The 24658-nt window shown below is 66.2% G+C and carries 21 protein-coding genes and 1 pseudogene; 8 read left to right on the forward strand and 14 right to left on the reverse strand.

Translation table 11 applies throughout. The features are described from left to right. Positions 1-39: 39 nt before the first annotated feature. From ABE093_RS11895 to ABE093_RS11920, 6 genes are all read left to right on the forward strand, one after another. A complete protein-coding gene (locus ABE093_RS11895) occupies positions 40-2268 on the forward strand; it encodes a DUF1631 family protein (protein WP_430761120.1) in 2229 nt (742 codons plus the stop codon). Further along, positions 2265-2621 carry a PilZ domain-containing protein gene (locus ABE093_RS11900; RefSeq protein WP_430761121.1) on the forward strand — a complete coding sequence of 119 codons (357 nt, stop codon included), beginning with the start codon at positions 2265-2267 and terminating at the stop codon, positions 2619-2621. The genes ABE093_RS11895 and ABE093_RS11900 overlap by 4 nt, the downstream gene beginning before the upstream one ends. A 155-nt stretch (positions 2622-2776) precedes the next feature. Beyond that, positions 2777-4996 carry a DUF1631 family protein gene (locus tag ABE093_RS11905; protein WP_430761122.1) on the forward strand — a complete coding sequence of 740 codons (2220 nt, stop codon included), beginning with the start codon at positions 2777-2779 and terminating at the stop codon, positions 4994-4996. Then, a complete protein-coding gene (locus ABE093_RS11910; protein ID WP_430761123.1) occupies positions 4993-5355 on the forward strand; it encodes a hypothetical protein in 363 nt (120 codons plus the stop codon). Before ABE093_RS11905 ends, ABE093_RS11910 begins: the two co-directional genes overlap by 4 nt. A gap of 65 nt (positions 5356-5420) precedes the next feature. Beyond that, entirely contained in the window at positions 5421-6746 is a 1326-nt protein-coding gene (gene pepQ, locus ABE093_RS11915; protein WP_430761124.1) for a Xaa-Pro dipeptidase, read from the forward strand. Continuing rightward, positions 6743-7171, forward strand: a complete 429-nt coding sequence (locus ABE093_RS11920; protein WP_430761125.1) for a hypothetical protein — start codon at positions 6743-6745, stop codon at positions 7169-7171. The genes pepQ and ABE093_RS11920 overlap by 4 nt, the downstream gene beginning before the upstream one ends. A gap of 13 nt (positions 7172-7184) precedes the next feature. On the opposite strand, the gene rarD is transcribed toward ABE093_RS11920, so the two are convergent. Further along, positions 7185-8102: an EamA family transporter RarD gene (rarD, locus tag ABE093_RS11925; protein WP_430761126.1), complete on the reverse strand. Its 918-nt coding sequence runs from the start codon at positions 8100-8102 to the stop codon at positions 7185-7187. Continuing rightward, positions 8102-9013: a drug/metabolite exporter YedA gene (gene yedA / locus ABE093_RS11930; RefSeq protein WP_430761127.1), complete on the reverse strand. Its 912-nt coding sequence runs from the start codon at positions 9011-9013 to the stop codon at positions 8102-8104. The genes rarD and yedA overlap by 1 nt, the downstream gene beginning before the upstream one ends. Before the next feature lie 69 nt (positions 9014-9082). Here yedA and ABE093_RS11935 point away from each other — a divergent pair, with 69 nt between their 5' ends. Then, on the forward strand, positions 9083-9565 hold the full coding sequence (locus tag ABE093_RS11935; protein ID WP_430761128.1) for an Lrp/AsnC family transcriptional regulator: 483 nt from the start codon (positions 9083-9085) through the stop codon (positions 9563-9565). Between the two features lie 9 nt (positions 9566-9574). On the opposite strand, the gene ABE093_RS11940 is transcribed toward ABE093_RS11935, so the two are convergent. The 12 genes and pseudogenes from ABE093_RS11940 to ABE093_RS11995 all read right to left on the reverse strand — a co-directional run bounded on the left by ABE093_RS11940 (position 9575) and on the right by ABE093_RS11995 (position 23451). Beyond that, the gene (locus tag ABE093_RS11940) at positions 9575-11770 is read right to left on the reverse strand and encodes a carboxy terminal-processing peptidase (RefSeq protein ID WP_430761129.1); all 2196 of its coding nucleotides are present in this window, start codon (positions 11768-11770) and stop codon (positions 9575-9577) included. A gap of 159 nt (positions 11771-11929) precedes the next feature. Next, entirely contained in the window at positions 11930-12940 is a 1011-nt protein-coding gene (gene lipA, locus ABE093_RS11945; protein WP_430761130.1) for a lipoyl synthase, read from the reverse strand. Positions 12941-12967: 27 nt separating this feature from the next. Continuing rightward, entirely contained in the window at positions 12968-13585 is a 618-nt protein-coding gene (gene lipB, locus ABE093_RS11950; protein ID WP_430761143.1) for a lipoyl(octanoyl) transferase LipB, read from the reverse strand. Positions 13586-13632: 47 nt separating this feature from the next. Further along, positions 13633-13911 carry a DUF493 family protein gene (locus ABE093_RS11955; protein ID WP_430761144.1) on the reverse strand — a complete coding sequence of 93 codons (279 nt, stop codon included), beginning with the start codon at positions 13909-13911 and terminating at the stop codon, positions 13633-13635. A gap of 29 nt (positions 13912-13940) precedes the next feature. Further along, a complete protein-coding gene (locus ABE093_RS11960; protein WP_430761131.1) occupies positions 13941-15161 on the reverse strand; it encodes a D-alanyl-D-alanine carboxypeptidase family protein in 1221 nt (406 codons plus the stop codon). 70 nt (positions 15162-15231) lie between these two features. Further along, complete coding sequence (locus ABE093_RS11965) at positions 15232-16533, reverse strand: septal ring lytic transglycosylase RlpA family protein (RefSeq protein WP_430761132.1); 1302 nt, start codon at positions 16531-16533, stop codon at positions 15232-15234. Between the two features lie 5 nt (positions 16534-16538). Further along, positions 16539-17660, reverse strand: coding sequence for a lytic murein transglycosylase B (gene mltB / locus ABE093_RS11970; RefSeq protein ID WP_430761133.1), 1122 nt, complete (start codon positions 17658-17660; stop codon positions 16539-16541). 48 nt (positions 17661-17708) lie between these two features. After that, the gene (gene rodA / locus ABE093_RS11975; protein WP_430761134.1) at positions 17709-18818 is read right to left on the reverse strand and encodes a rod shape-determining protein RodA; all 1110 of its coding nucleotides are present in this window, start codon (positions 18816-18818) and stop codon (positions 17709-17711) included. Then, the gene (gene mrdA, locus ABE093_RS11980; protein WP_430761135.1) at positions 18815-20884 is read right to left on the reverse strand and encodes a penicillin-binding protein 2; all 2070 of its coding nucleotides are present in this window, start codon (positions 20882-20884) and stop codon (positions 18815-18817) included. Before mrdA ends, rodA begins: the two co-directional genes overlap by 4 nt. A 14-nt stretch (positions 20885-20898) precedes the next feature. Beyond that, entirely contained in the window at positions 20899-21375 is a 477-nt protein-coding gene (mreD, locus tag ABE093_RS11985) for a rod shape-determining protein MreD (protein WP_430761136.1), read from the reverse strand. Positions 21376-21497: 122 nt separating this feature from the next. Further along, positions 21498-22226: pseudogene (mreC, locus tag ABE093_RS11990) on the reverse strand (rod shape-determining protein MreC); the annotation flags it as partial. Between the two features lie 178 nt (positions 22227-22404). Next, a complete protein-coding gene (locus ABE093_RS11995; RefSeq protein ID WP_430761137.1) occupies positions 22405-23451 on the reverse strand; it encodes a rod shape-determining protein in 1047 nt (348 codons plus the stop codon). A gap of 156 nt (positions 23452-23607) precedes the next feature. On the opposite strand from ABE093_RS11995, the gene ABE093_RS12000 reads away from it, so the two are divergent. Next, positions 23608-24540: a carbohydrate kinase family protein gene (locus ABE093_RS12000; RefSeq protein ID WP_430761138.1), complete on the forward strand. Its 933-nt coding sequence runs from the start codon at positions 23608-23610 to the stop codon at positions 24538-24540. Positions 24541-24658 lie beyond the last annotated feature (118 nt).

Consider the following 24658-nt stretch of genomic DNA (forward strand, 5'->3'; position numbering starts at 1 on the left):
CATCGATTGCGTAAACGGGAATGCGGGATTCAGGGGTACATGGAACGTATAACGGTCGGAATCAACCAACAAAAAAACCTGCCGCCGAAAGTTCATTACGCGTTGTCGCGGGTGCTGCATGCATGTGCGGAACAGATGACGGCGCCGGTCAACCAGTCGCTTTCGACGCTCAAGGACGATCTGCCCTTGATGATCGGGCGCGAGGCATCGAAGACCCGCGAAATCGTCCTGTTTTCCCATTGCAAGCGCCTGTCGTCGAACTGGTTGCGCTTGCTGCCCGCCCTGCTCGCCCACATCGAGCGCGGCCTGTCCTCGATCCGCGACGAAGACGACGATCGCACCGTGCAGCCCCATGCACGGATCGAGTCGTCGCAATGGACGCTGTCCGATGTCGATAACGGTGGACACGTCGAGGGAACGACCGATTTCGGCAGGGTCATCAACGAATGCCGGCTGCCGCTGTACCTGCTTGGGCAACGTTTCGGCGTCCTCGCGGAATCGGCCGCCTTCGAACCGAACGCCATTCCGATCGGCCCGCAAAAACTGGTCGACGCCCTGACCGAGGCCTCGCGCGAAGTGTTCGGCGAGGATTTCCCGCATACCCTCCTCGCCGATGCGGTCGCGCAGAAACTGTTCCGCATCTATCCGTCCCTCGTGAACAGCGTCAACACGGAATTGGACCGCGCCAGCATCCTCCCGGGATTGACGTTCGTGCCCTCGCTGAAGCGGGATGGCGCGACCGCCGCCAAGGCGCCGCCGATGGAAGACGGCATGCCGGAGGACGATTCCGTCGAATATCGCGAGGCGCCATCGGCCTCCACCGCGCGCGAGCGTTTCGTGCAGGCGGTGGCGACGCCGGATTTCGCGCAGATGCAATCCTTGCTCGCCCGCGCCAAAGGCCGCATGCCGTGGCGCCAGTCCGCCGAGATGGACACGCAATCGGCCTTGTCCGGCCCGGCGGTGGCGTCGCTGATCGACGAGCTTCCCTCGCGCGACACCTCCGGGCGTCCGCTCGGCATCCGCCAGCTCCAGGACGAATTGAACACGCGTGCAAAGGCCGTGCACGGGCCGAATGCGCGCCTGACCAGCCAGCTCAGCGATTCCATCGAACTGCTGGGCATGCTCTATGACGCGATCTGTCGCGACGTGCACAAGCAGTCGCGGGCGCTCGAACTGCTGACCCGCCTGCAGGTTCCGCTGGTGCGGATGGCGGTGTCCAGCCAGGCCTTCTTCGACCAGGCCTCGCATCCGGGCCGCCAGATCATGAATCACGTGGCCGAATCCGGCGCGGCGATCGATGACGACAACACCAACGTCGACCTGCGCTTCGACGCGGCCCTGCAGCACGCGGTCGAACGCGTGGAAAAGGAATACCGGGGCGATGAGGCGGTGCTCCAGAGCATCAACGTCGAGCTCTCCGAGGCGCACGAGCAGCAGGTCAAGCGCAACCAGGCGGTCGAACAGCGTCATGTCGACACGGCAAGCGGCCAGGAGCGTCTTGCCATCGCCCGCGATGCGGCGAAGTCGCTGCTCGACGAACGCATCGGCGCGCGCCAGTTGCCGGCCCACACGAATGTCCTGCTGCGCACCGCGTGGCAGGACGCATTGACCTTCATCCGCCTGCGCAATGAGCCGCACACGGACACCTGGAAACGCCACGACCGGCTGACCAACCGCATCCTCGAAATCGCGGAAAGCCCGGAACCGATCGACGACGTCGACCTGCGCGAGTCGATCACCGCCATCCTCAAGCGCACCGGCTACCACGTCGAAGATGCGGCTGAAGTCGGGCATGCATTGAGTCGCAGCGCATCGGTCCCCAACGATCCCGATCGCATGCCGATGACGAGGCTCGTGGTCGCGGTGAAGGCGCGCCCGCGCTTCGGCGAATCGGGCCGCGAAGCGCAACAGATCGAAACGGTTTCCGCTCCACGCACGCCCGCGGAAGAAGAATGCTTCCAGCGCGTGCGCAATCTCCCCTTCGGTTGCGCACTGGACTTCGTGATCAACCAGCAGGGCGACGTGCGTCGCCGCCGCCTGTCCTGGTACAGCCAGATCACCGGCAACGCGCTGCTGGTGAATCGCCAGGGCGCCCGCGTCGGGGAGATGCAGCTCGACCAGCTCGCACGCCTGATGGCCATCGGACAGGTGCGCGTGGTCGAGAAGAACCAGGCAAGCCTGTTCGATCGCGCCTGGATGGCGACCAGGAACACCCTCGAGAGCTTCGGCAAGCTGCTTGCCAACCCGGCGCTACCGGTCGCGTCATGACCAGGGCGCTTTACCGCGGAAGCCGGGAAGTCTCCGAGCTGATTCCGGTCACCGATACCCTGACCAGCAGGCATGTCGGCCGCATCGTCGCCCTGTCCGCTTCCGGGATGCAGATCGCCTGCAGTCCCGACGGACCGGAGACCCTGCGCAATGGCGCGCTCTACCAGTTGACCTTCGCGCTTCCCGGCGATCTTGGCGGCGCGCATGCCGAGTGCGGGATCGAAGTGATGTCGGTCGAGGATGTCCCGGGACGGGACATCAAACTGGTCCGCGTGCGCTTCATCCTGATCGACCCCAAGGTCACGGCGCGGATCGGCCAATGGTGCGCCGCAGCCAATCCCGGCTACGCCTGAAGCCGGCGAGCGACTCCAGATCCCCGGGATGACCACGTGATCCCAACAGAGTTGGGACGACGGTTCACAAATGAGGGGATCGGCCTGTTCCAGCCGCCACGGTCCGCAGTACTATCGGACGCAAGGACCCAATGGACGGGACCGGAGCCAGGGATATGGAACGCCCGCAATTCGGGCAGCCGCATGCGCTGCCACCACGCGTACAGAACGCGATTTCGAAAATGATGGCTGCTTGCGCCGATGGGATGGCCCATCCGGTGCGACAGGCGCTTGCCGGCTTGCGCGAGGAAATGCCGTTGATGATCGGCAATCCGATGGCTGCCCGTCGCGAGATCATCGCGTTTTCGCACTGCAAGCAATTGTCGATCCATTGCAGCGAGATGCTGCCGGCGTTGCTGGAATGCATCGAACACGAACTGATCGCGATCCGCGACCAGAGCCACCGGCCGCAACAGTCGGAGCTGTGGTCGTCGTCCGAGAGCTGGACGCTCGCGGACGCCGGCGACAATGTCGCGCCGCCGCAGGCGGAAGGCATCGGCCAGGTCACCAACCAATGCAAGTTGCCGCTCTACCTGCTGGGCCAGCGCTTCGGCGTGCTTGCAGGCGCACCGGCTTTCGATGCCGATCGCATCCCGGTCGGACCGCGCTGCCTGATCCGTGCCGTCGAGGACGCATCCCGCCGCGTTTTCGGCGACGATTTCCCGCACATGCTGGTGACCGATGCCGTCGCCCGTGCACTGTTTCACGACTACCCGGCGCTGGTGAATCGCATCAACAAGGAACTCGAAGGCGCCAGCATCCTGCCCGGCCTGACTTTCATTCCGTCGCTGAAGCGCGCGGCCACGCCCGAACGCCCGGCGTTCGCCGATGTTTCCGCGATGGCGGCCACGATCGCGACCATGTCGCCGCAGGGCGCCGCCGGATGGTTCGAACAACCGGAACACGACGATCGCGGACGTTCCGCCAACACCCGCTCCGCGCCCGATTTCTCGGCTGCGCGTTCACTGCTGGCGAAAGCCAAGGGGCAATCCGCGGCCGCGCCAGCCACGCACGTGCAATTGCCGGCCCATATCGTTTCCGAAATGCTCGACTCGCTGTCCGCGCACGACGCCAGCGGTCGCCCGCTCGGCATCCGCCACCTGCACGACGAACTGAAGGCGCGCGCGAAATCCCTGCACGGCGGCAGGGTGCAGTTGTCGCAGCAACAGAGCGATTCGATCGAATTGCTCGGCATGCTCTATGACGCCGTCTGCCACGACATGCGCGCGCAATCGGGCGCGGCGGAACTGCTGAAGCGCCTGCAGATCCCGTTGCTGCGCATGGCCCTGTCGGGCGAGGAGTTCTTCGAGCAGCCGACGCATCCCGGCCGCCAGATCATGAGCCGCGTCGCCGAATCCGGCGCGATCATCGCCGACGAGGCCGATGCCGATCCGCAATTCGATGCCGCGCTGGCCCACGCGGTGGATCGCGTCGAACAGGAATATCGCGGCGACGGCGCGGTGCTCGAACACATCCACCAGGAACTGGCCGACGCCCACCAGGCCCACGCGCAACGCAGCGAAGCCGTCGAGCGCCACCAGATCGAAGCCTCGCGCGGGCAGGAACGCATCGCCATCGCCCGCGGTGCCGCGCAGGCCCTGCTCGATGAAAAACTCGCCGGCATCACCCTGCGCCCGCAAGTCGAAATGCTGATCCGCACCGCATGGCAGGATGCGCTCACCTTCGTCCGCCTGCGCCACGACGATCACTCCGCGCTGTGGCAGCGCCACGAACGCCTGACCGGTCGCATCCTCCAGGTGGTCGCCGCGAACGATGCGATCGAAGACGTGGACCTGCGCGATTCGATCTTCGAAATCCTCAAGCGCACCGGCTACCACTCGGAAGAAGCCAACGAAGTCGCGGAAACCCTCAGCCGCAGCGTGGGGTTGCCGCGCACCGGCGCGCGCATGTCGATGACGGAACTGGTGACACTGATCCGCACGCGTCCGCGCTTCGGCGGATCCTCCAAGACCTTGCAGCTCGCGGAGGACATGCCGGAACCGCGCAGCGCGCGCGAGGAAGAGTGCTATCGCCACCTCAGCACCCTGCCTTTCGGTTGCTGGCTCGACTTCACCATCAACCAGCAAGGCGAGGTGCGTCGCCGTCGCCTGTCGTGGTACAGCCGCATCACCGGCAATGCCCTGCTGGTCAATCGCCGTGGCGCGCGCATCGCCGAAATGCAGCTCGACCAGCTGGCGCGCCTGATGGCCGCCGGCCAGATGCGCGTGGCCCGCAAGCACGAGATGAGTCTGCTCGATCGCGCCTGGACCAGCACGCTCGGCACGCTGGAAAGCCTCGGCAAACTGTTCGCCCGACCCGCGGCGGTGGCGTCATGAGCGCCGACCATCGCTATGCCGCGCGTCGCGACGTCACCACGATGATTCCCGTGGTCGATGCCCTGACCGGCGTCGTGGTCGGCCGCGTCGGCAATCTCTGCGCCACCGGCATCCAGGTCGTGCGCGGCAGCGCCGCTTCCGCGGAAAGCCTGCAACAGGGCGCGCTCTACCAGTGGACGTTCGCGCTGCCGGCCGAGATCGGCGGCGGACAGGTCGAATGCGGCGTGGAAGTGATGTGGAACGGCCACGATGCCGGTCGCGGCGGCGACCTGGTCGGCGCGCGCTTCATCCTCATCGATCCGGCGACGATGGAGCGGATCGCGCACTGGTGCGCGGCGGCGAAGCCGGTCACGGCCTGATATCCATCCACGCCGGGCGAATCCCCGTTGGGCGACAATAGGGCGTCATCCGCCAGGATCCGCCCATGTCCGAGCCCTCCCTCGCCGGCCTGTACGCCGACCATCTCGAGACCGTCAAACGCCACGCCGACGCAGCATTGCAGCGCGGCGGTTTCGACCAGCTGGTCGTGCCCAGCGGCACCTCGCACTACCAGGTCTTCGACGACCGCGACTATCCCTACGCGGTGAACCCGCAGTTCAAGTACTGGCTGCCGGTCACGCGCGCGCCGGGCAGCTGGCTGGTGTACACGCCGGGCCAGAAACCCAAGCTGATCTTCCTGCAGCCGCGCGACTACTGGCACGTGGTGCCGCAGGCGCCGAGCGGCTACTGGGTCGACCATTTCGACATCGTCACCATCCGCACTGCCGACGAAGCGAAACAGCATCTCTCGGCAACGGCGCGCCAGGCGATCCTCGGCGAAGCGCAAAGCGCGCTCGGCAACGCCTTCGCGCCGAACAATCCCGCCGAAGTGATCCAGTACCTGGAATACCACCGCGGCTACAAGACGCCGTATGAAATCGCGATGATGTGCGAAGCCACCCGTCGCGGCGTGCGCGGCCATCGTGCCGCCAAGCGCGCGTTCGATGCCGGCGCCAGCGAGTTCGGCATCCACCTGTCCTATTGCCAGGCCGCCGGCCAGGACAGCCTCGAGCTGCCGTACCAGAACATCGTAGCGCTCAACGAACACGGCGCGATCCTCCATTACAGCGACTTGCAGCGCCTGCCGCCCAAGCCCTATCGCAGCCTGTTGATCGATGCCGGCGCCAGCCATGCCGGTTATGCCTGCGACATCACCCGCACCTATTCGGCGCAGCACGACGATTTCGCGGCGATGATCGAACGCGTCGATGCCGCGCAACAGGCGATGTGCGCGCAGGTGCGCCCGGGCGTCGATTACCGCCAGATCCATCTCGACGCGCATCTCGCGCTGTCCGGCGTGCTCAAGGAATTCGGCGTGATCACGGTGTCGCCGGAAGCGGCGGTGGCGACCGGCGTCAGCAGCGCATTCTTCCCGCACGGCATCGGCCACGGCATCGGCCTGCAGGTGCATGACGTCGCCGGCTTCGCCGAAAGCGACCACGGCGGCACCCTGCCCAAGCCGGACGGCCATCCCTATCTGCGCCTGACCCGCCCGCTCGCCGCCGGCATGGTGGTGACGATCGAACCCGGCATCTATTTCATCGACATGCTGCTGGACGAACTGAAAGCGAAGGGACTGGAGAACAGCGTCGACTGGAGCGCGGTCGAACGCTTCAAGCCCTATGGCGGCATCCGCATCGAAGACGACGTCGCCTGCACCAACGACGACCCGATCAACCTGACCCGCGAAATCTGGAAGGAGATCGCATGAACAAGTTCCTGATCGCATTGCCGCTGTCCGCGCTTGCGCTGTCCGCCTGCCAGCAGCAGGCGCCGGTCGACCAGGCCGTGAACGACGGCTGCCTGCATTACTCGCCGGCGCAGACCGTGCTGGTCGGCAAGACGTACTCGAAGGAAGTCACCGCGCCCGGCAAGATGACGCGCAAGGCGCTGATGATGAAACTCGACGCGCCGACCTGCGTGTCGCCGCTGGCGAGCAGCCACGCCGACTTCAAGCGCGTCGACAACATCCAGGACATCGAGCTGGTCGCGCAAAGCGACATCGTCGACATGTTCAAGCTCGAAGGCTATCGCGTGCGCGCCAAGGGCGCCCTCGCCACCGAACAGGGCGATGGCGCCGCCGCGCCGGTCGGGATGACCTTGCTGACGATCGGTCCGGCCGATCCGAACCAGTAACGCGAACCGGTCATCAATCCGGTTCGGCGACCTTGTTCGCGCTCGCCGCGGTCGAGCGCAGCAAGCCCTCGCCTGCAAACAGCGCCAGCGCGATCCAGATCAACACGAAACCGACGAGGCGGGTGCCGTCGAAGGCTTCGTGGAAGACGAACACGCCGAGCAGGAACTGGATGGTCGGGGCGATGTATTGCATCAGGCCGACGGTGGTCAGCGGCACCCGCCGAACCGCGTAGGCGAATCCGACCAACGGCAGCGCGGTGACGATGCCGGACAGCACCAGCAGGCTGCTGATCCACGCGCCCTGGCCGAAACCGGTGCCGCCGTGGCCAGCCTGCCACGCCAAGGTGGCCAACGCAGGCACGAACAGATAGGCGCCTTCCACGCCCAGCCCGCTCACCGAATCCACCGCCGCAAGCTTGCGAACCAGGCCGTAGAGCGCGAACGAGCCGGCAAGCGCCAGCGCGATCCACGGCAACCGCCCGTAATTGACCGTCAGCCACAGCACGCCGACGACGGCGATCGCCACCGACAGCCATTGCAGCGGACGCAGGCGCTCGCGCAGGAAGACGACGCCGATCAACACGTTGAGCAACGGGTTGATGAAATAACCCAGCGCGGTTTCGACCACGTGGCCGGCATTCACCGCCCAGATGTACAGGCCCCAGTTGAAGGCGATCAGCGCGCCGCTGGCGGCCAGCATCTTGCGCAGGCGCGGCTGCGCCAGCACGGCGCGCAACCAGCCGCGACCATCGCGCCAGAGCAGGAACGCGCCAACGAACAACGCGCTCCAGACGATGCGCTGGAGAACGATCGCCAGCGACGGCACCGACTTCAGCGCATGCCAATACAGCGGCATCACACCCCACAGCACGAAGCTGGCGACGGCCATCCAGGTGCCGCGGGTAATTTCTCGCTCGGTTGGAGCGTCCATCACTTGGCCTGCGCCGGCGTGCCGCGCTTGGCCTTGCCCAGCGTCATCGCCAGCACCGCGAACACGATGATCGCCATCGGCACGAGATCGTTGAGATGGAACTGTTCATGGGCCAGCAGCGCGCCCAGCACCACCGCGATCACCGGATTGACATAGGCATAGCTGCCGGCGAGCGCCGGGCGCACGTGGTGCAGCAGCCAGACATAGGCGCTGAAGCCGATCAGCGAACCCATCACGATCAGATAGACCACCGCGCCGATCGCATGGCCGGTCACCGGCGTTTGCAGGTGTTCACCGCGGACGGTGGCGACGATGCTCATCACCACGCCGGCGCACAGCATCTGCACCGCCGAGGTCATGAACGGCGACGGCAGGTCGCGACCGCGGCTCCAGATCGAACCGAAGGACCACGCCAGCGGCGCGATCAGCAGCGCGATCAAGCCCGCCGGCGACGCGCGCAGGCTGCTGCCGGCATTGAGCCAGATCACACCGATGAAACCGATCATCACGCCGATCCATTCCAGGCGCGTCGGGCGGTCGCCCTTCATCCGCGCGAACAACGCGATCCAGATCGGCGCCGACGCCACCGCGACCGCGGCGAGGCCGGACGAGACGCTCTGTTCGGCGAAATTGACGAAACCGTTGCCGAACACCAGCAACAGGATGCCCATGATCCCCGCGTTCTTCCATTGCGCGCGTGTCGGCATCGGTTCGCCGCGCAGGCGCAGGAAGGCGAACATCACGCTGCCGGCGATCAGGAAGCGGATGCCGCCGAGCCAGAACGGGGTGAAACCGCCTTCCAGCGCGAACTTGATCGCGAGGTAGGTCGATCCCCAGATGACGTAAACCGCAGCCAGCGCCAGGATGACCGCGGTGCGCGTGGGTGCGTGCGTGTCGGAAGGCCTATTCATCATGTCGAGGCTACTCCTGACGGTCGCATCCTGATTGAAAAATCATGCGTGTTGGCGCAAGAATCTTGCATGAAGAAAAACCAGCCGCACATCCTCGACAGCTTCGACCAGCGCCTGCTCGAACTGCTGCAGCAGGACGCCGACCTCACCCTCGACGCCCTCGGCGAAGCGGTCGGGCTGTCGCCCAGCGCCGTGCAGCGCCGGATCAAGCGCTACCGCGAGCACGGCATGCGCCGGATCGCCTTGATCGATCCGCAGGCGCTGGCCTCGGCGACGTTGATCATGGTGTGGGTGCGCATGGAGCACGAGTCGGCCCACGACATCAAGACGTTCTACGCACGCATGCGCGCCGCGCCGGAAGTGCAGCAGTGCTACACGCTGGCCGGCGACTGGGATTACCTGCTGATGGTGGCGACGCCGAGCGTGCAGGAATATCGCGCCCTGCTCGAGCGCCTGCTCAAGCCGCAGAAGAACATCAAGCGGTTCGAGAGCCGCGTCGTCCTCGATACCGTCAAGCGCGGGCTGGCATTGCCAACCCGCGCGTCGCGCTGATCGAAAGGATCAGCGGACCCAGGTCACCGCGTTGCCCGACTGCGGCAACACCTGGCTGGCGAGGCGCGAGTCGTGGGCGAGCAGGCCCATCGCGTCGGAGAGGATCGCGGCGGATTCGCGCAGCAGCGGATCCGGGCGGTTCTCGGCCAGCTTCTCGCGCGCGGCTTCCTTGGCGATGTCGCGCTCGTTGCCGGCCAGGCCATCGTCGGTGGAATCGTCGGCGAGCGGATCGAGCGGCAGGCCCAGGCGCTTGCGCTCGGCCTGGCGCTGTTTCACCTTGGCCTCGCTCTTGTCGCGCTCGGCGCGGCGCTCACCCTCGTTGAGCGAGAGGTAGTGCTTGGCCTTGAGCGCCTTGAACTCGGCGAGATCCTGCAGCAGCCACTGGTATTCGAGATCGCTCTTGATGCGCGACTCGTGGCTGGCGTCGAGCTGCGGCAGGATCGGCGCGAACACGCCGTACTGCAGGTGCGGCGCGGCGGGAATGCTCGACCACGGCAATGCGTTGTCGTACATGCTCTCGCCGAAGCTGCTGGCATCGACGGTCACCGGGAAGTGGATATCCGGTTCCACGCCCTTGTTCTGCGTGCTCGAGCCCGACGGACGGAAGAACTGCGCGATGGTCATCTTGACCTGGCCGAACTGGGTCTTGCGCGCGCTCGGGAAGCGGTCGAGATCGACCAGGTTCTGCACCGTGCCCTTGCCGAAGGTGGTCTCGCCAATGATCAGGCCGCGACCGTAATCCTGGATCGCGCCGGCGAAGATTTCCGAGGCCGAGGCCGAACCGCGATTCACCAGCACCGCGAGCGGGCCGGACCAGGCCACGCCGGCCTCGTCATCGCCATCCACTTCGACGCGACCGCCCGACTGGCGGATCTGCACCACCGGGCCGGTATCGACGAACAGGCCGGTGATGCGCACCGCTTCGCCCAGCGAGCCGCCGCCGTTGTTGCGCAGGTCCAGCACCACGCCGTCGACATTCTGCGCCTTGAACCCATCAAGCAGGCGCTTGATGTCGCGCGATGCCGAGGCATAGTCGTTGCCGCTGCGACGTGCGCTGAAGTCTTCGTAGAAGCTCGGCAGCTTGATCACGCCGATCTTGCGCGCAGGCGCGCCGTTCGCGGCCGGCAGGTTGATCACTTCGCCCTTGGCGGCGTCTTCGGTCAGCTTGACCACGTCACGGGTCAACGCGATCACGTGCGGCTTGCTGTCGACCGGCGCGCTCGCCGGCACCACGCCGAGGCGCACGCGCGTGCCCTTGGTGCCGCGGATCTTCTCGACCACGTCATCGATGCGCCAGCCGATCACGTCTTCCATCGCGCCGGAACCGCCCTGCCCGACCGAGACGATGCGATCGCCCGGGCGCAGCAGCTTGCTGATCGCGGCCGGACCGCCCGGCACCAGTTCGCGCACCACCACCACGTCGTCCTGCTTCTGCAGTTGCGCGCCGATGCCCTGCAGCGACAGCGACATCTGCTGGTTGAAGCGTTCGGCGGCGCGCGGGTTGAAGTAGTCGGTATGCGGATCGGTGGCGTTGGCGTAGGCGTTCATCGCCAGCTGGAACACGTCTTCCGAATCCAGTTCGTCGATGCTCTTGAGCGTGGTCGTGTAGCGCTTGTCGAGCGTCTTGCGGATGTCGTCCGGCTGCTTGCCGGCCAGCTTCAGGCGCAGCCAGTCGTTGCGCACCGACTGCTTCCACAGCGTGTCGAGCGCGGCCTTGTCGGCCCACGCGGCTTTTTCGCGGTCGTATTCGAAGCGGTCATTGCCGTCGAACTTGAAGATGTCCTGGGTCAGCAGCGAACGCTGGAATGCCACGCGTTCGCGCGCGTGCTTGCGATAGGCCTCGAAGATGGCGAACGGCACCTTCATGTCGCCATTGCGGAACGCGGCGTCGAAGCCGGCGCGCTGCGATTCGAAACCGGCCACTTCGTCGGCGGTGAAGTACATCTTGTTGCCGTCGAGCAGGTCGAAATACTTCTTGAAGATTTCCTTCGACAGCGCTTCGTCGAGCGGCTGCGCGCGATAGGCGTAGCGGCTGTTGGACAGCAGGCCGTAAACGAGTCGCGCCGTCACCGATTGGTCGGTGTTCTGGGCGAGCGGGCCTTTGGCCGCCACCGTGGTCGCCGAAGGATGGCTGGTCACCACCGCCGCGCCCAGCACCAGCGGAATCGCCAGGGCCAGGCCCAACACTGCACTGCGTCGCTTCATGGAATCCTCGAAGATCGAATCTGGAGCTTGGACACGCGGGATGCGCGAACGTTCACTCCGCCATTCACTCTGCCACATCCGGGGTCGCAATCACGCGACCCGGAAGTCACGGGCCGACGGACGGAAGCACGCGTTCAGGCTGGCCTGCCCGGGCCGCGTTCAGGCCTGGTGGCGGCCCGCTTCGGCGGCCTGGCGGTCGGCGTGGTAGCTGGAACGCACCATCGGGCCGGAGGCGACGTGCTCGAAGCCGAGCGACATGCCGTAGTCCTCGAACACCTTGAACTCTTCCGGCGTCCAGTAGCGCAGCACCGGGTGGTGCGACGGCGACGGCTGCAGGTACTGGCCGATGGTGATCATGTCGACGTCGTGCGCGCGCAGGTCGCGCAGGGTGGCTTCGACCTGTTCCTGCGTCTCGCCGAGGCCGAGCATGATGCCCGACTTGGTGGCGACGTCCGGATGCTGCGCCTTGAAGCGCTTGAGCAATTCCAGCGACCACGCGTAGTCGGCGCCCGGACGCACGTTGCGATACAGGTCCGGCACCGTTTCGATGTTGTGGTTGAACACGTCCGGCGGGTCCTGGGCGAGGATTTCCAGCGCGCGCTCCATGCGGCCCTTGCCGCGGAAGTCCGGCGTCAGGATTTCGATGCGGATGCCGGGCGCGGCGGCACGCGTTTCGCGGATGCAGTCGACGAAGTGCTGGGCGCCGCCATCGCGCAGGTCGTCGCGATCGACGCTGGTGATCACCACGTAGCGCAGGCCCATGTCGGCGACGGTCGAGGCGAGCCGACGCGGCTCATCTGCGTCCAATGGTTTTGGTCGGCCATGCGCGACGTCGCAGAAACTGCAACGACGCGTGCAGACGTCGCCCATGATCATGAACGTCGCGGTGCCATGGCTGAAGCACTCGTGGATGTTCGGGCAGCTGGCGTCCTCGCACACGGTGACGAGGCGGTTCTCGCGCAGTTTCGACTTGAGCTGCTGCACGGCATTGCCGGCGGGCAGGCGCACGCGGATCCACGAGGGTTTGCGCAACACCGGCGCGTCCTGGAACTGCACCGGGGAACGGCCGATCTTGTCGCCGGCGAGCTGCTTGGCGCCAGGCTCCAGAACACCTTGGCCGAGCGTGCCGCCTTCGACGACGGCAAGCGGGATGTTTCGAGGTTCGCTCATGGCGCCATTATCGCCCATCGGCGGGGATCAGGCGGCCTCGCGCCTCTGGCCGGCCAGCGCGGCGAGATCGGGCGCCGGCGCGGTTTGCGGCTTCAGGCCGAACTGGCGGGCGAGCTCGGCCACCAGCACCGGCTTGACCGCTTCCATGCCGCCGGGGCCGCCGAGATCGTCCAGCGCGATCACCTGCAGGCCGATATAGCCGCAGGGATTGATGCGCTGGAACGGCGGCGTGCTTTCGCCGGTGATGTTGAAGGCGAGGCCGTGGAAGGTGCAGCCGCGACGAACGCGGATGCCGAGCGCGGCGATCTTGGCATCATTGACGTAGACGCCGGGCGCGCCTTCGCGACGCACGGCCGCGATGTTCCATTCGCCCAGCGTGTCGATGATCGCCTGTTCGATGCGGCACACGTATTCGCGCACGCCGATGCCGAGGCGTTTCAGGTCGAGCAACGGATAGGCAACGATCTGGCCGGGACCGTGATAGGTCACCTGGCCGCCGCGATCGACCGGAATCACCGGGATGTCGCCGGGCGCGAGCACGTGTTCGGGCTTGCCGGCCTGGCCGAGGGTGAACACCGGATCGTGTTCGACCACCCACAACTCGTTGGTCGTGGCATCACTGCGCGCGTCGGTGAAGCCCTGCATCGCATGCCACACCGGCGCATAGGGCTGGCGCCCGAGTTCGCGGACGATCAGAGCGTCCACTTCACCTCGGGATGTTCGCGCAATGCGGTATGCGCGGCTTCGTACTGCGCGCGCGATTCCGCCTTGAAGCTGAGCTTGATCGAGACGTACTTGCCGCCCGAGGAATCGCGGGTGGCGACGGTTTCGCGCAGCACCTCGATGCCGGCGTCCTCGAGCAAGGTCGGGATCACCGCTTCGAGGCCGGCATCGGCCGGTCCCATCGCGGTGATTTCGAACACGCCGGGAAACTGGAAGCCGTGCTCGGGATTGTCGGATTTGATTTCCATCATCGTCACAGCTCCTTATGCATCGCGCCTCAGCGCGACTTCCACCACATGACGAGACTGTCCCACAGGCGACGGAAGAAACCGCCCTGCTCCACCGCGTCGATGGCCACCAGCGGCGCCTCGGCGATCTGCTTGCCATCCAAAGAAAGTTTGATGGTGCCGACCTTCTGGCCCTTGGCGATCGGCGCGATCAGGTTCTGCGGCACTTCCATCGACGACTTCAGCGATTCGAAGCGACCGCGCGGCACGGTGATGAGCAGCGGCTCGGCCACGCCCAGGCGCACCTGCGGGCTCGCGCCCTTCCACACCTTCTGCACGCTGACCTGCGCGTTGGCGTCATACAGCTTGTGCGTTTCGTAGAAGCGGAAGCCCCAGTTGAGCAGGGCCTGGACGTCGTCGGCGCGCTGCTTCTCGCTGGTATCGCCCAGCACCACCGCGATCAGGCGCTGGTCGCCGCGCTGCGCCGACGCCATCAGGCAGTAGCCGGCGTTGGAGGTGTGGCCGGTCTTGATGCCGTCGACCGATGCGTCGCGCCACAACAGCAGGTTGCGGTTGGGCTGGGTGATCGGGCCGACGGTGAACTCCTTGATCTTGTTCAGCGCATAGGCCTGCGGGTAATCGTGGATCAGCGCGCGGCCCAGCAGCGCCAGGTCGTGCGCGGTGGACAGATGGCCCTGGGCGGAAAGACCGGTGGGATCGACGAAGTGGCTGTTCTTCATGCCGATCTTGGCGGCGTAGCTGTTCATCAGCTGGGCGAAGGCTTCCTCGCTGCCGGCGACGTGCTCGGCCAGCGCGATCGCGGCATCGTTGCCCGACTGCACCACCATGCCGGTTTCCATCTGTTCCAGCGGCGCGGTCTTGTTGACCTCGAAGCCGCTGTAGCTGCCGTCGGTGCCGGCGCCGCCGGTCTTCCAGGCGTGCTCGGTCATCATCACCGGGTCGGTCGCCTTGACCTTGCCCTTGGCGATTTCCGCGGCGATGACGTAGCTCGTCATCACCTTGGTGATGCTGGCCGGTTCGAGCTGGGTGTCGATGTTGTCGCCCGCCAGCACCTGGCCGGTTGCGTAGTCCATCACCACCCAGGCCTTGGACACGGCGGGGGCCGGGGCCGTCGGGATCGGCAACTCGCCGGTGGCGACCGCGGCAGGCGCAGTGGCCGCCGGGGCAGGCGCGGGCGTCTGCGCGAAGGCGAGGCCAAAGGCGGCAGTCAGTGCGGCGACGGAAAGAACGGCAACGGGTCTGGAAGTCATGTGCGGGAATCGATCGACAAATGCGGGAGAAACGGGCTGCGGCTGGGGCAGCCCGGGAAGAACGACAAGTTTAGTCGCGGACGGGCTGCGGCGTCCCGAATCCGAGGCCGGAGATGCGTGCGGACAACGCCGGGACTTCGGCTGTGTTCATCGCGGCGACGCGCAGGCGCCAGTAGCGGCGGCCATTCGACCAGCCCTCGACGATGCGGGCATTGGCGACGCCGGCGTGCTGGATGATGGCCAGCGCCTGCTCGGCGTTCTGCTGGTTGGCGAAGGCGGCCACCTGCAAGGTCGGCCCGGACACGGCAGTCGCGGTGGGTGTCGATGCCGAAGCCACCTGCACTGGCGCCGGCTTGGCGACCGGAGGCGCCACCGGAGCCGATGCCGCGACCGGCTGCGTGACTGCGGGCGGCGTCACCGCCGGAACCACTGCGGCGGTCGCGCGCGGTTCCGGCGTCCCCGGCTTGCCGGTGGCGACGTGGAGCCCGCGCGCCTTCATCCATGCATCGAATTCGGCCGGCGTCATCACCTTGCCGTTCTGCATCATGTCGAAGCGATAGTCCTGCGCCACCGCCGGCGAACTCGTCAGCGCGACGCCCGCCGGCACCTTGCCATCGGCGACTTGCTGCGCCAGTTGCACCTTCGCCGCCGGATCGTCCTTCGCCGCCGCGGCCAGCTCGATCGCCTGGTTGGTTTCCTTGCTTTCCTCCGGCGTCAGCGCATCCACGCGCACGCGCGCCGTGCCCTTCTCGCGATAGCCCAGCTTCACCGCCGCGGCATAGCTGAGATCGATCAGGCGGTTGGAATGGAACGGGCCGCGATCGTTGATGCGCACCACCACCGACTTGCCGTTGTCGAGATTGGTCACCCGCGCATAGCTGGGCAACGGCAGCGTGCGATGCGCCGCGGTGAAGGCGTACATGTCGTACACCTCGGCGTTGGACGTCTGGCGGCCATGGAACTTGTTGCCGTAATACGAAGCGGTGCCGGTTTCGGAATAGCCGCGCGCGTCGTCCAGCACGTTGTAGTTCTTGCCGAGTACCGCATAGGCCTTGTTGCCGCGCTTCGAACGCGGTTCCGACTTCACCGTCGGCTCGGGAATGCGGTTCACGTCGGGGATTTCACCCGGCACGCTGTCCTTGATGTCGGGGCGATAGAGATCGCCGACCATCTGTCCGCGCTTGCTGACGTCTTCCTGCGCAGGCGCATAAGGCGAAGTCGACGAGGTCGTCGCATTCGCCGATGTCGTGCGCGGCGCGGTCTTCGCGACCGTCGCGCCATGCGCGGCAGTCGATGGCGATTTCGGGGCCGGCGTGGTGCTGCACGCGGCCAATAGCGACGATACGCCCGCGATCAGCGCGATGCGCCTCATGCGCCTCATGCGCCCGGCACCGGACGGCCCGCGATCACTTGCGACAACTGGTACACCGCGGTCGAATACAGCGGCGACTTGTTGTAGCGCGTGATCGCGACGAAGTTGGGGAACACCATCCAGTATTCGGGGCCGTTGGCGCCATCGAGGGTAATGATGTTGGCGGGCAGCTCCGCCGGCGCCGCCTGCAACGGGCGATACCCCATCCTGGCGAGGTCGGCCTGCGGCAGCATCGCTTCGCTGCGATTGTCGGGATTGATCACCTGCGCGTTCGCATCGCGCGTCGCGCGCACCATCACCGGCTGGCCGCGCTGCCACTGGCCGCGACCGACGAAGTAATTGGCGATCGACGGCAGCACGTCGGCGAGATCGGTGAACAGGTCGCGCTTGCCATCGCCATCGCCATCGACCGCGTACTGGCGATAGCTCGACGGCATGAACTGGCCCCAGCCCATCGCGCCGGCATAGCTGCCGCGCAACTGGGTGATGTCGAGATGCGCTTCCTTCTCCATCGCGAAGGCCTGGGCCAGCTCGTCGCGGAAGAACGCCTCGCGCATGTTCTCGCGCTCGATCTTGTCCGCCGCATTGGTGCGCGGATAGCGGAACCCGAGCGTGTACAGCGCATCGGTCACCGGATACTTGCCCATGTTGGCGCCGTAGCCGGTTTCGACGCCGATGATGGCGACGATGATTTCGGCGGGCACGCCGTACTTCGCCTCGACCGCGTTCAGCGCATCACGGTGCTTGGCGATGAAGGCCTTGCCGCCATCGATGCGCGCCGTGTTGAGGAACAACGGACGGTATTCGCTCCACGGCTTGCCTTCTGCCGGGCGCGACATCGCGGCGATGATCGGCTCGCGGATCTGCGCGGTGGACAGCACCGATTCGACGCGCTGCGCATCGACACCGTATTTGCCCGCGGCCTGCTGCGCGAACTCGTGGCGCGCAGCGACGAGATCGGGCACGGGGCCGGTCGGGCGCGGCGTCTGTGATGCCGGCGTGGGGGCGGGAGTCGGTGCAGGCGCGGGCGGCGGAATCGCCACGGGCTTGGACGGCGGCGGTGCCTGCGTGGCGCATGCGGCCAGCATGAGCGATACCGCGGCGGGAAGAAGGAGGCGTCGGGTCATCGCCGGGGAGGGTATCACGCACCTTCCGGGCGATCCTGACTACGCCATTCAAGTCCGCCGTGGCGAGTGCGCGCGCACCGACATCACCAGGCCCATGCCAGCCAGCAACACGACCGCCGACGTACCGCCATACGACAGCAACGGCATCGGCACGCCGACCACCGGCAACATGCCCGAGATCATTCCACCGTTGACCATCACATAGACGAACAACGCGAGGCCCAGCGTGCCCGCCAGCAGGCGCGAATAGGAATCGCGCGCTTCCATCGCGATCCACAGGCAGCGCCCGATCACCACCAGGTAGGCGGCGAACATCAGCGTCACGCCGACCCAGCCGAATTCCTCGCCCAGCACCGAGAACAGGAAGTCGGTGGTGTGTTCCGGCAAGTAATTGAGATGCGATTGCGTGCCGTGCATCCAGCCCTGGCCGAACCAACCGCCGGAACCGATCGCGATCTTCGACTGGGTGATGTTCCAGCCCGCACCGAGCTTGTCGGAATCCGGGTTGATGAAAATCATGATGCGGTCTTTCTGGTATGGCTTCAGGAACCAGAACCATGCGGCCGGCGCCGCCACCGCCACCGACGTGAACGCGCCGATGAACCACCACCATGACAGCCCGGCGAGAAACATGGTGAACACCGCGCCGCAGGTAATCAGCATCGACGTGCCGAAATCGGGCTGCTTGAGGATGAGCAGAATGGGGACTGCCGCGATCGCGCCGGAAATCGCGATCGTGCGCAGGTTGGGCGGCAGCACCGAGTTGTGCAGGTACCACGCCAGCATCATCGGTAGGCTGAGCTTGATCAGTTCCGATGGCTGGAAATAGAACACGCCGAGATTGATCCACAGGTTGCCGTGGTGGCCGCGGCCGAGCACCAGCACCGCCAGCAGCGGCACGATCGTCGCCAGGTAGACGTAGGGCGATGCCGCGCGCAGGCGCGGCGGGGCGACGCGCGACAGCAGCCACATCAGGCCGAGGCCGATGACGAAGCGCGATCCCTGCCCCATCACCATGCGCAGGCTGCCGTTGCTGGCGCTGTACAAGGTGAGCAGGCCACTGGCCATCAACAGCAACAGCGCACCAAGCAGCGGCAGGTCGATGGTGCGCAACAGGCGCGCGACCCAGTTCGAAATGACCCTCAGCAACGGGTTCATGGTGTCTGCTCCGCGCCGTCGGCAGGTGGCTGGGCGTTGTCGTCCGTGGCGCCGGGATCCTCGGATTGCTGGGTCTCGCTGCTGCGATCCTCCAGTGCATCGATGGTGCCGGGCGACAGGAACGCTTCGCTGCCGATCGCGCCGCTTTCGGCATCGGCGAACATCGGATCGCGACCATCGGCCAGCGTGTCCTTGCCGTCCTTGCCGGCGCCCGGCATCTTTCCGGTGATCCAGGCATCCATGATCTTGCGCGCGATCGGCGCCGCGGTATCGGCGCCGTAGCCGCCGCCTTCGATCTCGACCGCCACCGCAATCGTCGGATTGTCTGCAGGCGCATAAGCTTCGAACAACGCACGGTGGCGCTGGTTCATCGGCAGGCGGCGCGGGTCGACCGCTGCCACGCCACGCCGACTCACCACCTGCGCGGTCCCGGTCTTGCTGGCGATCACGTAGGTCAGTCCGGCGCGGATATTGGTCGCGGTGCCGGCGCCGTGCACGGTGCCGATCATGCCTTCGCGGATCACCTGCAGGTGCGCCGGGTTGTCGCTGATGCGCTTGGGTTCCGGCTGCGGCAAATCGCCCCAGGTCCCGCCATACCCGATGCGCGCCGCTTCCACCAGGTGCGGGCGGCGCAACAGGCCGCCATTGCCGAGCGCGGCGACGCCTTGCGCCAACTGCAGCGGCGTGACTTTCCAGAATCCCTGGCCGATGCCGCTGTTCACGGTGTCGCCCGGATACCAGCGCGACTCGCTCGCGCCCTTGATGTGCGCGCCCTTCCATTGCGGCGACGGCAGGATGCCGCCGGTCTCGCCATACATGTCGATGCCGGTGGGCGAACCGAAGCCGTACTTGCTGAGATATTGGTCGAAGCGCGGCATGCCCATGTCGAGCGCGAGCTTGTAGTAATAGGTATTGACCGAGGCATAGATCGACTTGCGCAGGTCGGTCCAGCCGTGGCCGCCGCGATGCGAGTCGCCGAAGCCGCGTTTGACCCCGGGGATGTAGAACATGCCGGTCGACAGCACCTTGTCCTCCGGCGTGCGCAGGCCGCTGTCGAGTCCGGCCAGGCCGATGAACGGCTTCACGGTCGAACCCGGTGCGACGGCGCCCAGCACCACGCGGTTGAACTGCGGGCGCGAGGGATTCTCGTTCAACGCCGCGTAGTCTTCGTGCGAGATGCCGTTGACGAACAGGTTGGCGTCGTACGACGGCAGGCTGACCATCGCGAGGATGCCGCCGGTGCGCGGATCGATCGCCACCGCCGATCCTTCCAGATTGCCGAACGCTTCCACCATCGCCCGCTGCAGGTCGAGGTCGATGCTCAGGCGCAGGTCGACGCCGGGCTTGGCCGGCACCACGCCGAGCGTGCGCAGCGCGCGACCGTTGACGTTGGTCTCGATGCGTTCGTATCCGACCTTGCCGCGTAGCGCATCTTCGTAATAACGCTCGATCCCGGTCTTGCCGACATGGCTGAAAGCGGCATCGAGCGACTTCATCTTTTCCTTGTCGCGCGCATCGACGCGACCGACGTAGCCGATCACGTGGGTGAACAGGTCCTTGTGCGGATAGACGCGGCCGAAATACGGCACGATCTCCACGCCGGGGAATTGCCAGCGATCCACCGAGAACCGCGCGATTTCCTCGTCGGTCAGGCGTGCCTTCAACGTCACCGGCGCATGCGGACGACTCGCATCGCGGGCACGGTCGAAGGCCTCGATGTCCTCCGGCTTCAACTCGATCCGCGTCGACAACTGCTGGACCAGCGCCGCCATGTCGTCGACCTGGTCGGGCGTCACGTCGAGGCGGAATTCCGGGATGTTGTCGGCGAGGACGCGGCCCTTGCGGTCGTAGATCAGTCCGCGCCCGGGCACGATCGGCCGCGGCTTGATCTGGTTGGATTCCGCCGCCGCCGAATACATGCGGTGCTGCACGACCTGCATGCGGAAATACCAGCCACCAAGCCCGATCAGGCAGGCCACGACCATCGCGAACGCGATGAAGGCGCGCCGGCGGAACTGCTCGACCTCGAGCGCCTGGTTCTTGATTGCACTTCGTCGAGGCGCCATCAGCTCATCAACCCCTAGCGCCGACCGCGATCCAGCGTCGCCAGCAATGCATGCACCGGGCCCCACAGCACCGCGCCGACCGCCGCCGAACCGAGGCTGGCGAACGGATGCTGCGGCTGGCCGAGGAAGGCGTGGATGATCGCGGTGACGATCCAGTCGTTGACCAGCAGCGCGGCGATCGCCAGCACCTGCTGCCAGATCGGATAGAAGCGCAGGCGCGAACGGAAACGATCCAGCAGGAACGCGATCACCACCAGCCGCAACGCGTATTCGCCGAGCAGGCTGCCCTGCACCACGTCGACCAGCAGGCCGACGAAGAACGCGATGCCGAGGCCGGTGTCGTCGCCGTGCTCAAGCACCCAGTAGGCGAGCACCAGCGCCATCCAGAACGGTCGGAACGGCGCGATCGCGTCGGGCAGCGGCAACAAGGCCAGCAGCAAGGCCGCGAGGATGCTCCCTGCCTGGAGCAGGCGCGTGCGCCGGCGCATCATGGCGCGTCCTCCACCGGCTCCATGCCGCTCTGCGATTTCTTCGGCTTGGCCTTGTCGTGCGCGGGCTTGGTATCGCGCTCCGGCAATTCCACGGGCTTGAACACCGGGGCCGCGGGCAGCGTGCGCAACAGCAGCACTTCATGGCCGCGGTCGGGTTGCGCTGCCGGCATGAGCTCGGCTTCGAGGAAGGCGCGGCTGTCGTCGAGTTTCAGCTTGGTGATGGCGCCGACCGGGAAGCCCGCGGGGAAGCGTCCGCCAAGACCCGAGGTCTGCACGCGATCGCCGACCTTGATGTCGGCCGAACGCGGGATGTTGCCCAGCACCAGGCGGTTGCCGCGGCCGTAGACGATCAGGCGAATGCCGGTGCGCACCACTTCCACCGGAATGGCGTGGTCGGGATCGGTGATCAGCAGCACCGTCGAGGTGATCGGCTGCACCGAGGTGACCTGGCCGAGGATGCCGCCGCCGTCGATCACCACCTGGCCGACGTGCACGCCCTGGTTGGAACCGGCATCGAGCACCAGCCGCTGGTGGGTGGGATCGAGGTCGATGTCGAGGATCGGCGCCAGCTGCACGTCGAGGCGCCCGCGCTGCGCCGCGCCGAGCAGGCTGCGCAGGCGTTCGTTCTCGGCCTGTTCCGCCTGCAGTCGCGCCATGCGCGCGCCGGACACTGCCACCGCATTGCGCAGGTCGGCGTTGTCCTTGATCAATTGCGACCGGGTGACCGCGTTGTTGCGCATTTCCACGCCGATGCGGCCGGGCAGTCCCGCCAGCTTCCACACCGGTTGCGCCACCAGTTCAAGCGAGGCGTGCACGCGTTGCATGAGCCCGCCATGGCGGTCGAACGCCATCAGCACGATGCAGGCGGCCAGATAGGCGAGCAGGCGCAGCGTGTCCGCGATGCTTTCGGCACGGGGCGCGGCGGGACCGGAATAGGAGGACACGGTGGGAGGGTCGCGTCAGTCTGCGGTGGTGCCTCGCTGGGAGGCGATGGAGGCGCCGCGGTCGCGACGCCCGGTGACACATCGATCAGTTGCCGGCGAAGAACTCGTTGCCGTGGGCGTCGAGCAGTTCCAGCGCGCGACCACCGCCACGCGCCACGCAGGTCAGCGGATCGTCCGCCACCTGCACGTGCAGGCCGGTTTCCTCGCTCAGCAGGCGGTCGAGGTCACGCAGCAGCGCGCCGCCACCGGTCAGCACGATGCCGCGCTCGGCGACGTCCGCGCACAGTTCCGGCGGCGTCTGCTCCAGCGCCTGCTTCACGCCGGCGACGATCTGCGACAGCGGTTCGCGCAGGGCTTCCAGCACTTCGTTGGAGCTGATGGTCAGGACCTTGGGCACGCCCTCGGCGAGGTTGCGGCCGGAGATTTCCATCATTCGCGCTTGTTCCTGCGGATAGGCGCAGCCGATCTCGATCTTGATGCGCTCGGCGGTGGCTTCGCCGATCAGCATGCCGTGGTGACGGCGCACGTAATTGATGATGGCTTCGTCGAAGCGGTCGCCGCCGACGCGGATCGATTGGGCATAGACGATGCCGTTCAGGGCGATGACCGCCACTTCCGAGGTGCCGCCGCCGATATCGATGACCATCGAGCCGCGCGCCTCGGTCACCGGCATGCCGGCACCGATCGCCGCCGCCATCGGCTCCTCGATCAGGGAAACGTCACGGGCGCCGGCCTCCAGCGCCGATTCCTTGATCGCGCGCTGCTCCACCTGGGTCGAACCGCAGGGCACGCAGATCAGCACGCGCGGGCTCGGGCGCAGGAAGCGCGACTTGTGGACCTTGCGGATGAAGTGCTTGAGCATCTCTTCCGTGTAGGTGAAGTCGGCGATCACCCCGTCCTTCATCGGGCGGATGGTGGTCAGGTTGCCGGGCGTGCGGCCGAGCATCTGCTTGGCATCGCTGCCGACCGCCGCCACCGAGCGGGCCTGGCCCGAGGTCCGATCCTGGCGCACCGCCACCACCGACGGCTCGTTCAGCACGATTCCTTGCCCGCGGACATAGATCAAGGTGTTGGCCGTCCCCAGGTCGATGGAGAGGTCGTTGGAGAACATGCCGCGGAGCTTTTTGAACATCGAATCTGGGCCTGGGGAGGGGTGCGGGGGAAGTCGGCAAGCCTAGCAAAAAAGCGGCCTTCACGTGTTCCCCAAGCGTTATTTGACGGGCGTTTCTTGGCCTCTTCGCCCGTACCGGGTTACCCTTGCCCGGTTTACCCAACCAACCAGCCCGACATGTCCGCACTGATCTGTGGTTCCCTCGCCTACGACACCATCATGGTGTTCCCGGACCAATTCAAGAACCACATCCTTCCGGACAAGGTCCACATCCTCAACGTGTCGTTCCTGGTGCCGCGCATGCGCCGCGAATTCGGCGGCTGCGCCGGCAACATCGCCTACAACCTCAAGCTGATCGGCGGCGACCCGATTCCGATGGCAACGGTGGGCCAGGATTTCGCGCCGTACCGCGCGCACCTCGAGAATTTCAATATCCGACTCGATCACGTGCGCGTGCTGGAAGAACAGTTCACGCCGCAGTGCTTCATCACCACCGACCACGACAACAACCAGATCACCGCGTTCCATCCGGGCGCGATGGGCGACAGCCACCTCAACCACGTGCGCGACGTCGAAGGCGTCACCATCGGCATCGTCGCGCCGGATGGCTATGAAGGCATGCTGCAGAACGCGCGCGAGTTCGCCGAGTGCGGCATCCCCTTCATCTTCGATCCGGGCCAGGCGATGCCGCTGTTCAACGGCGGCGAGTTCCGCGAGTTCATCGACCAGGCCGATTACGTCATCACCAACGATTACGAGTCGAGCCTGCTGCAGGAACGCACCGGCTGGAGCGAGCGCGAGATCGCCGGCAAGGTCAAGGCCTTCATCGTCACCCGCGGCCCGCATGGCTGCGACATCTTCCACGACGGCATCACCATCAACGTGCCGCCGGCGCGCGAGGAAGCGGTGGTCGATCCGACCGGTTGCGGCGACGCGTTCCGCGCCGGACTGATCTACGGCATCGAGAACGGCCACGACTGGCCGACGATCGGCCGCATCGGCAACCTGATGGGCGCGCTCAAGGTGAGCCACCACGGCACGCAGAACCAGCGCTTCACCTTCGACGAGTTCAACGCCGAATTCAAGCGCCAGTACGGGTATTCGTTGTAAAGCATCGCCCGGCTGTGCGCCTATTACGGTTGTCTGCAGCCGCCGACACGCCGTGAATACATCCATGTAGGCTCATACGCAGCATCCATGCTGCGTATGGTCGGCGCTACAGACGAAC

Origin of the sequence: Solilutibacter silvestris, assembly GCF_050574925.1 — a bacterium.
GTDB lineage: Bacteria > Pseudomonadota > Gammaproteobacteria > Xanthomonadales > Xanthomonadaceae > Solilutibacter > Solilutibacter silvestris_A.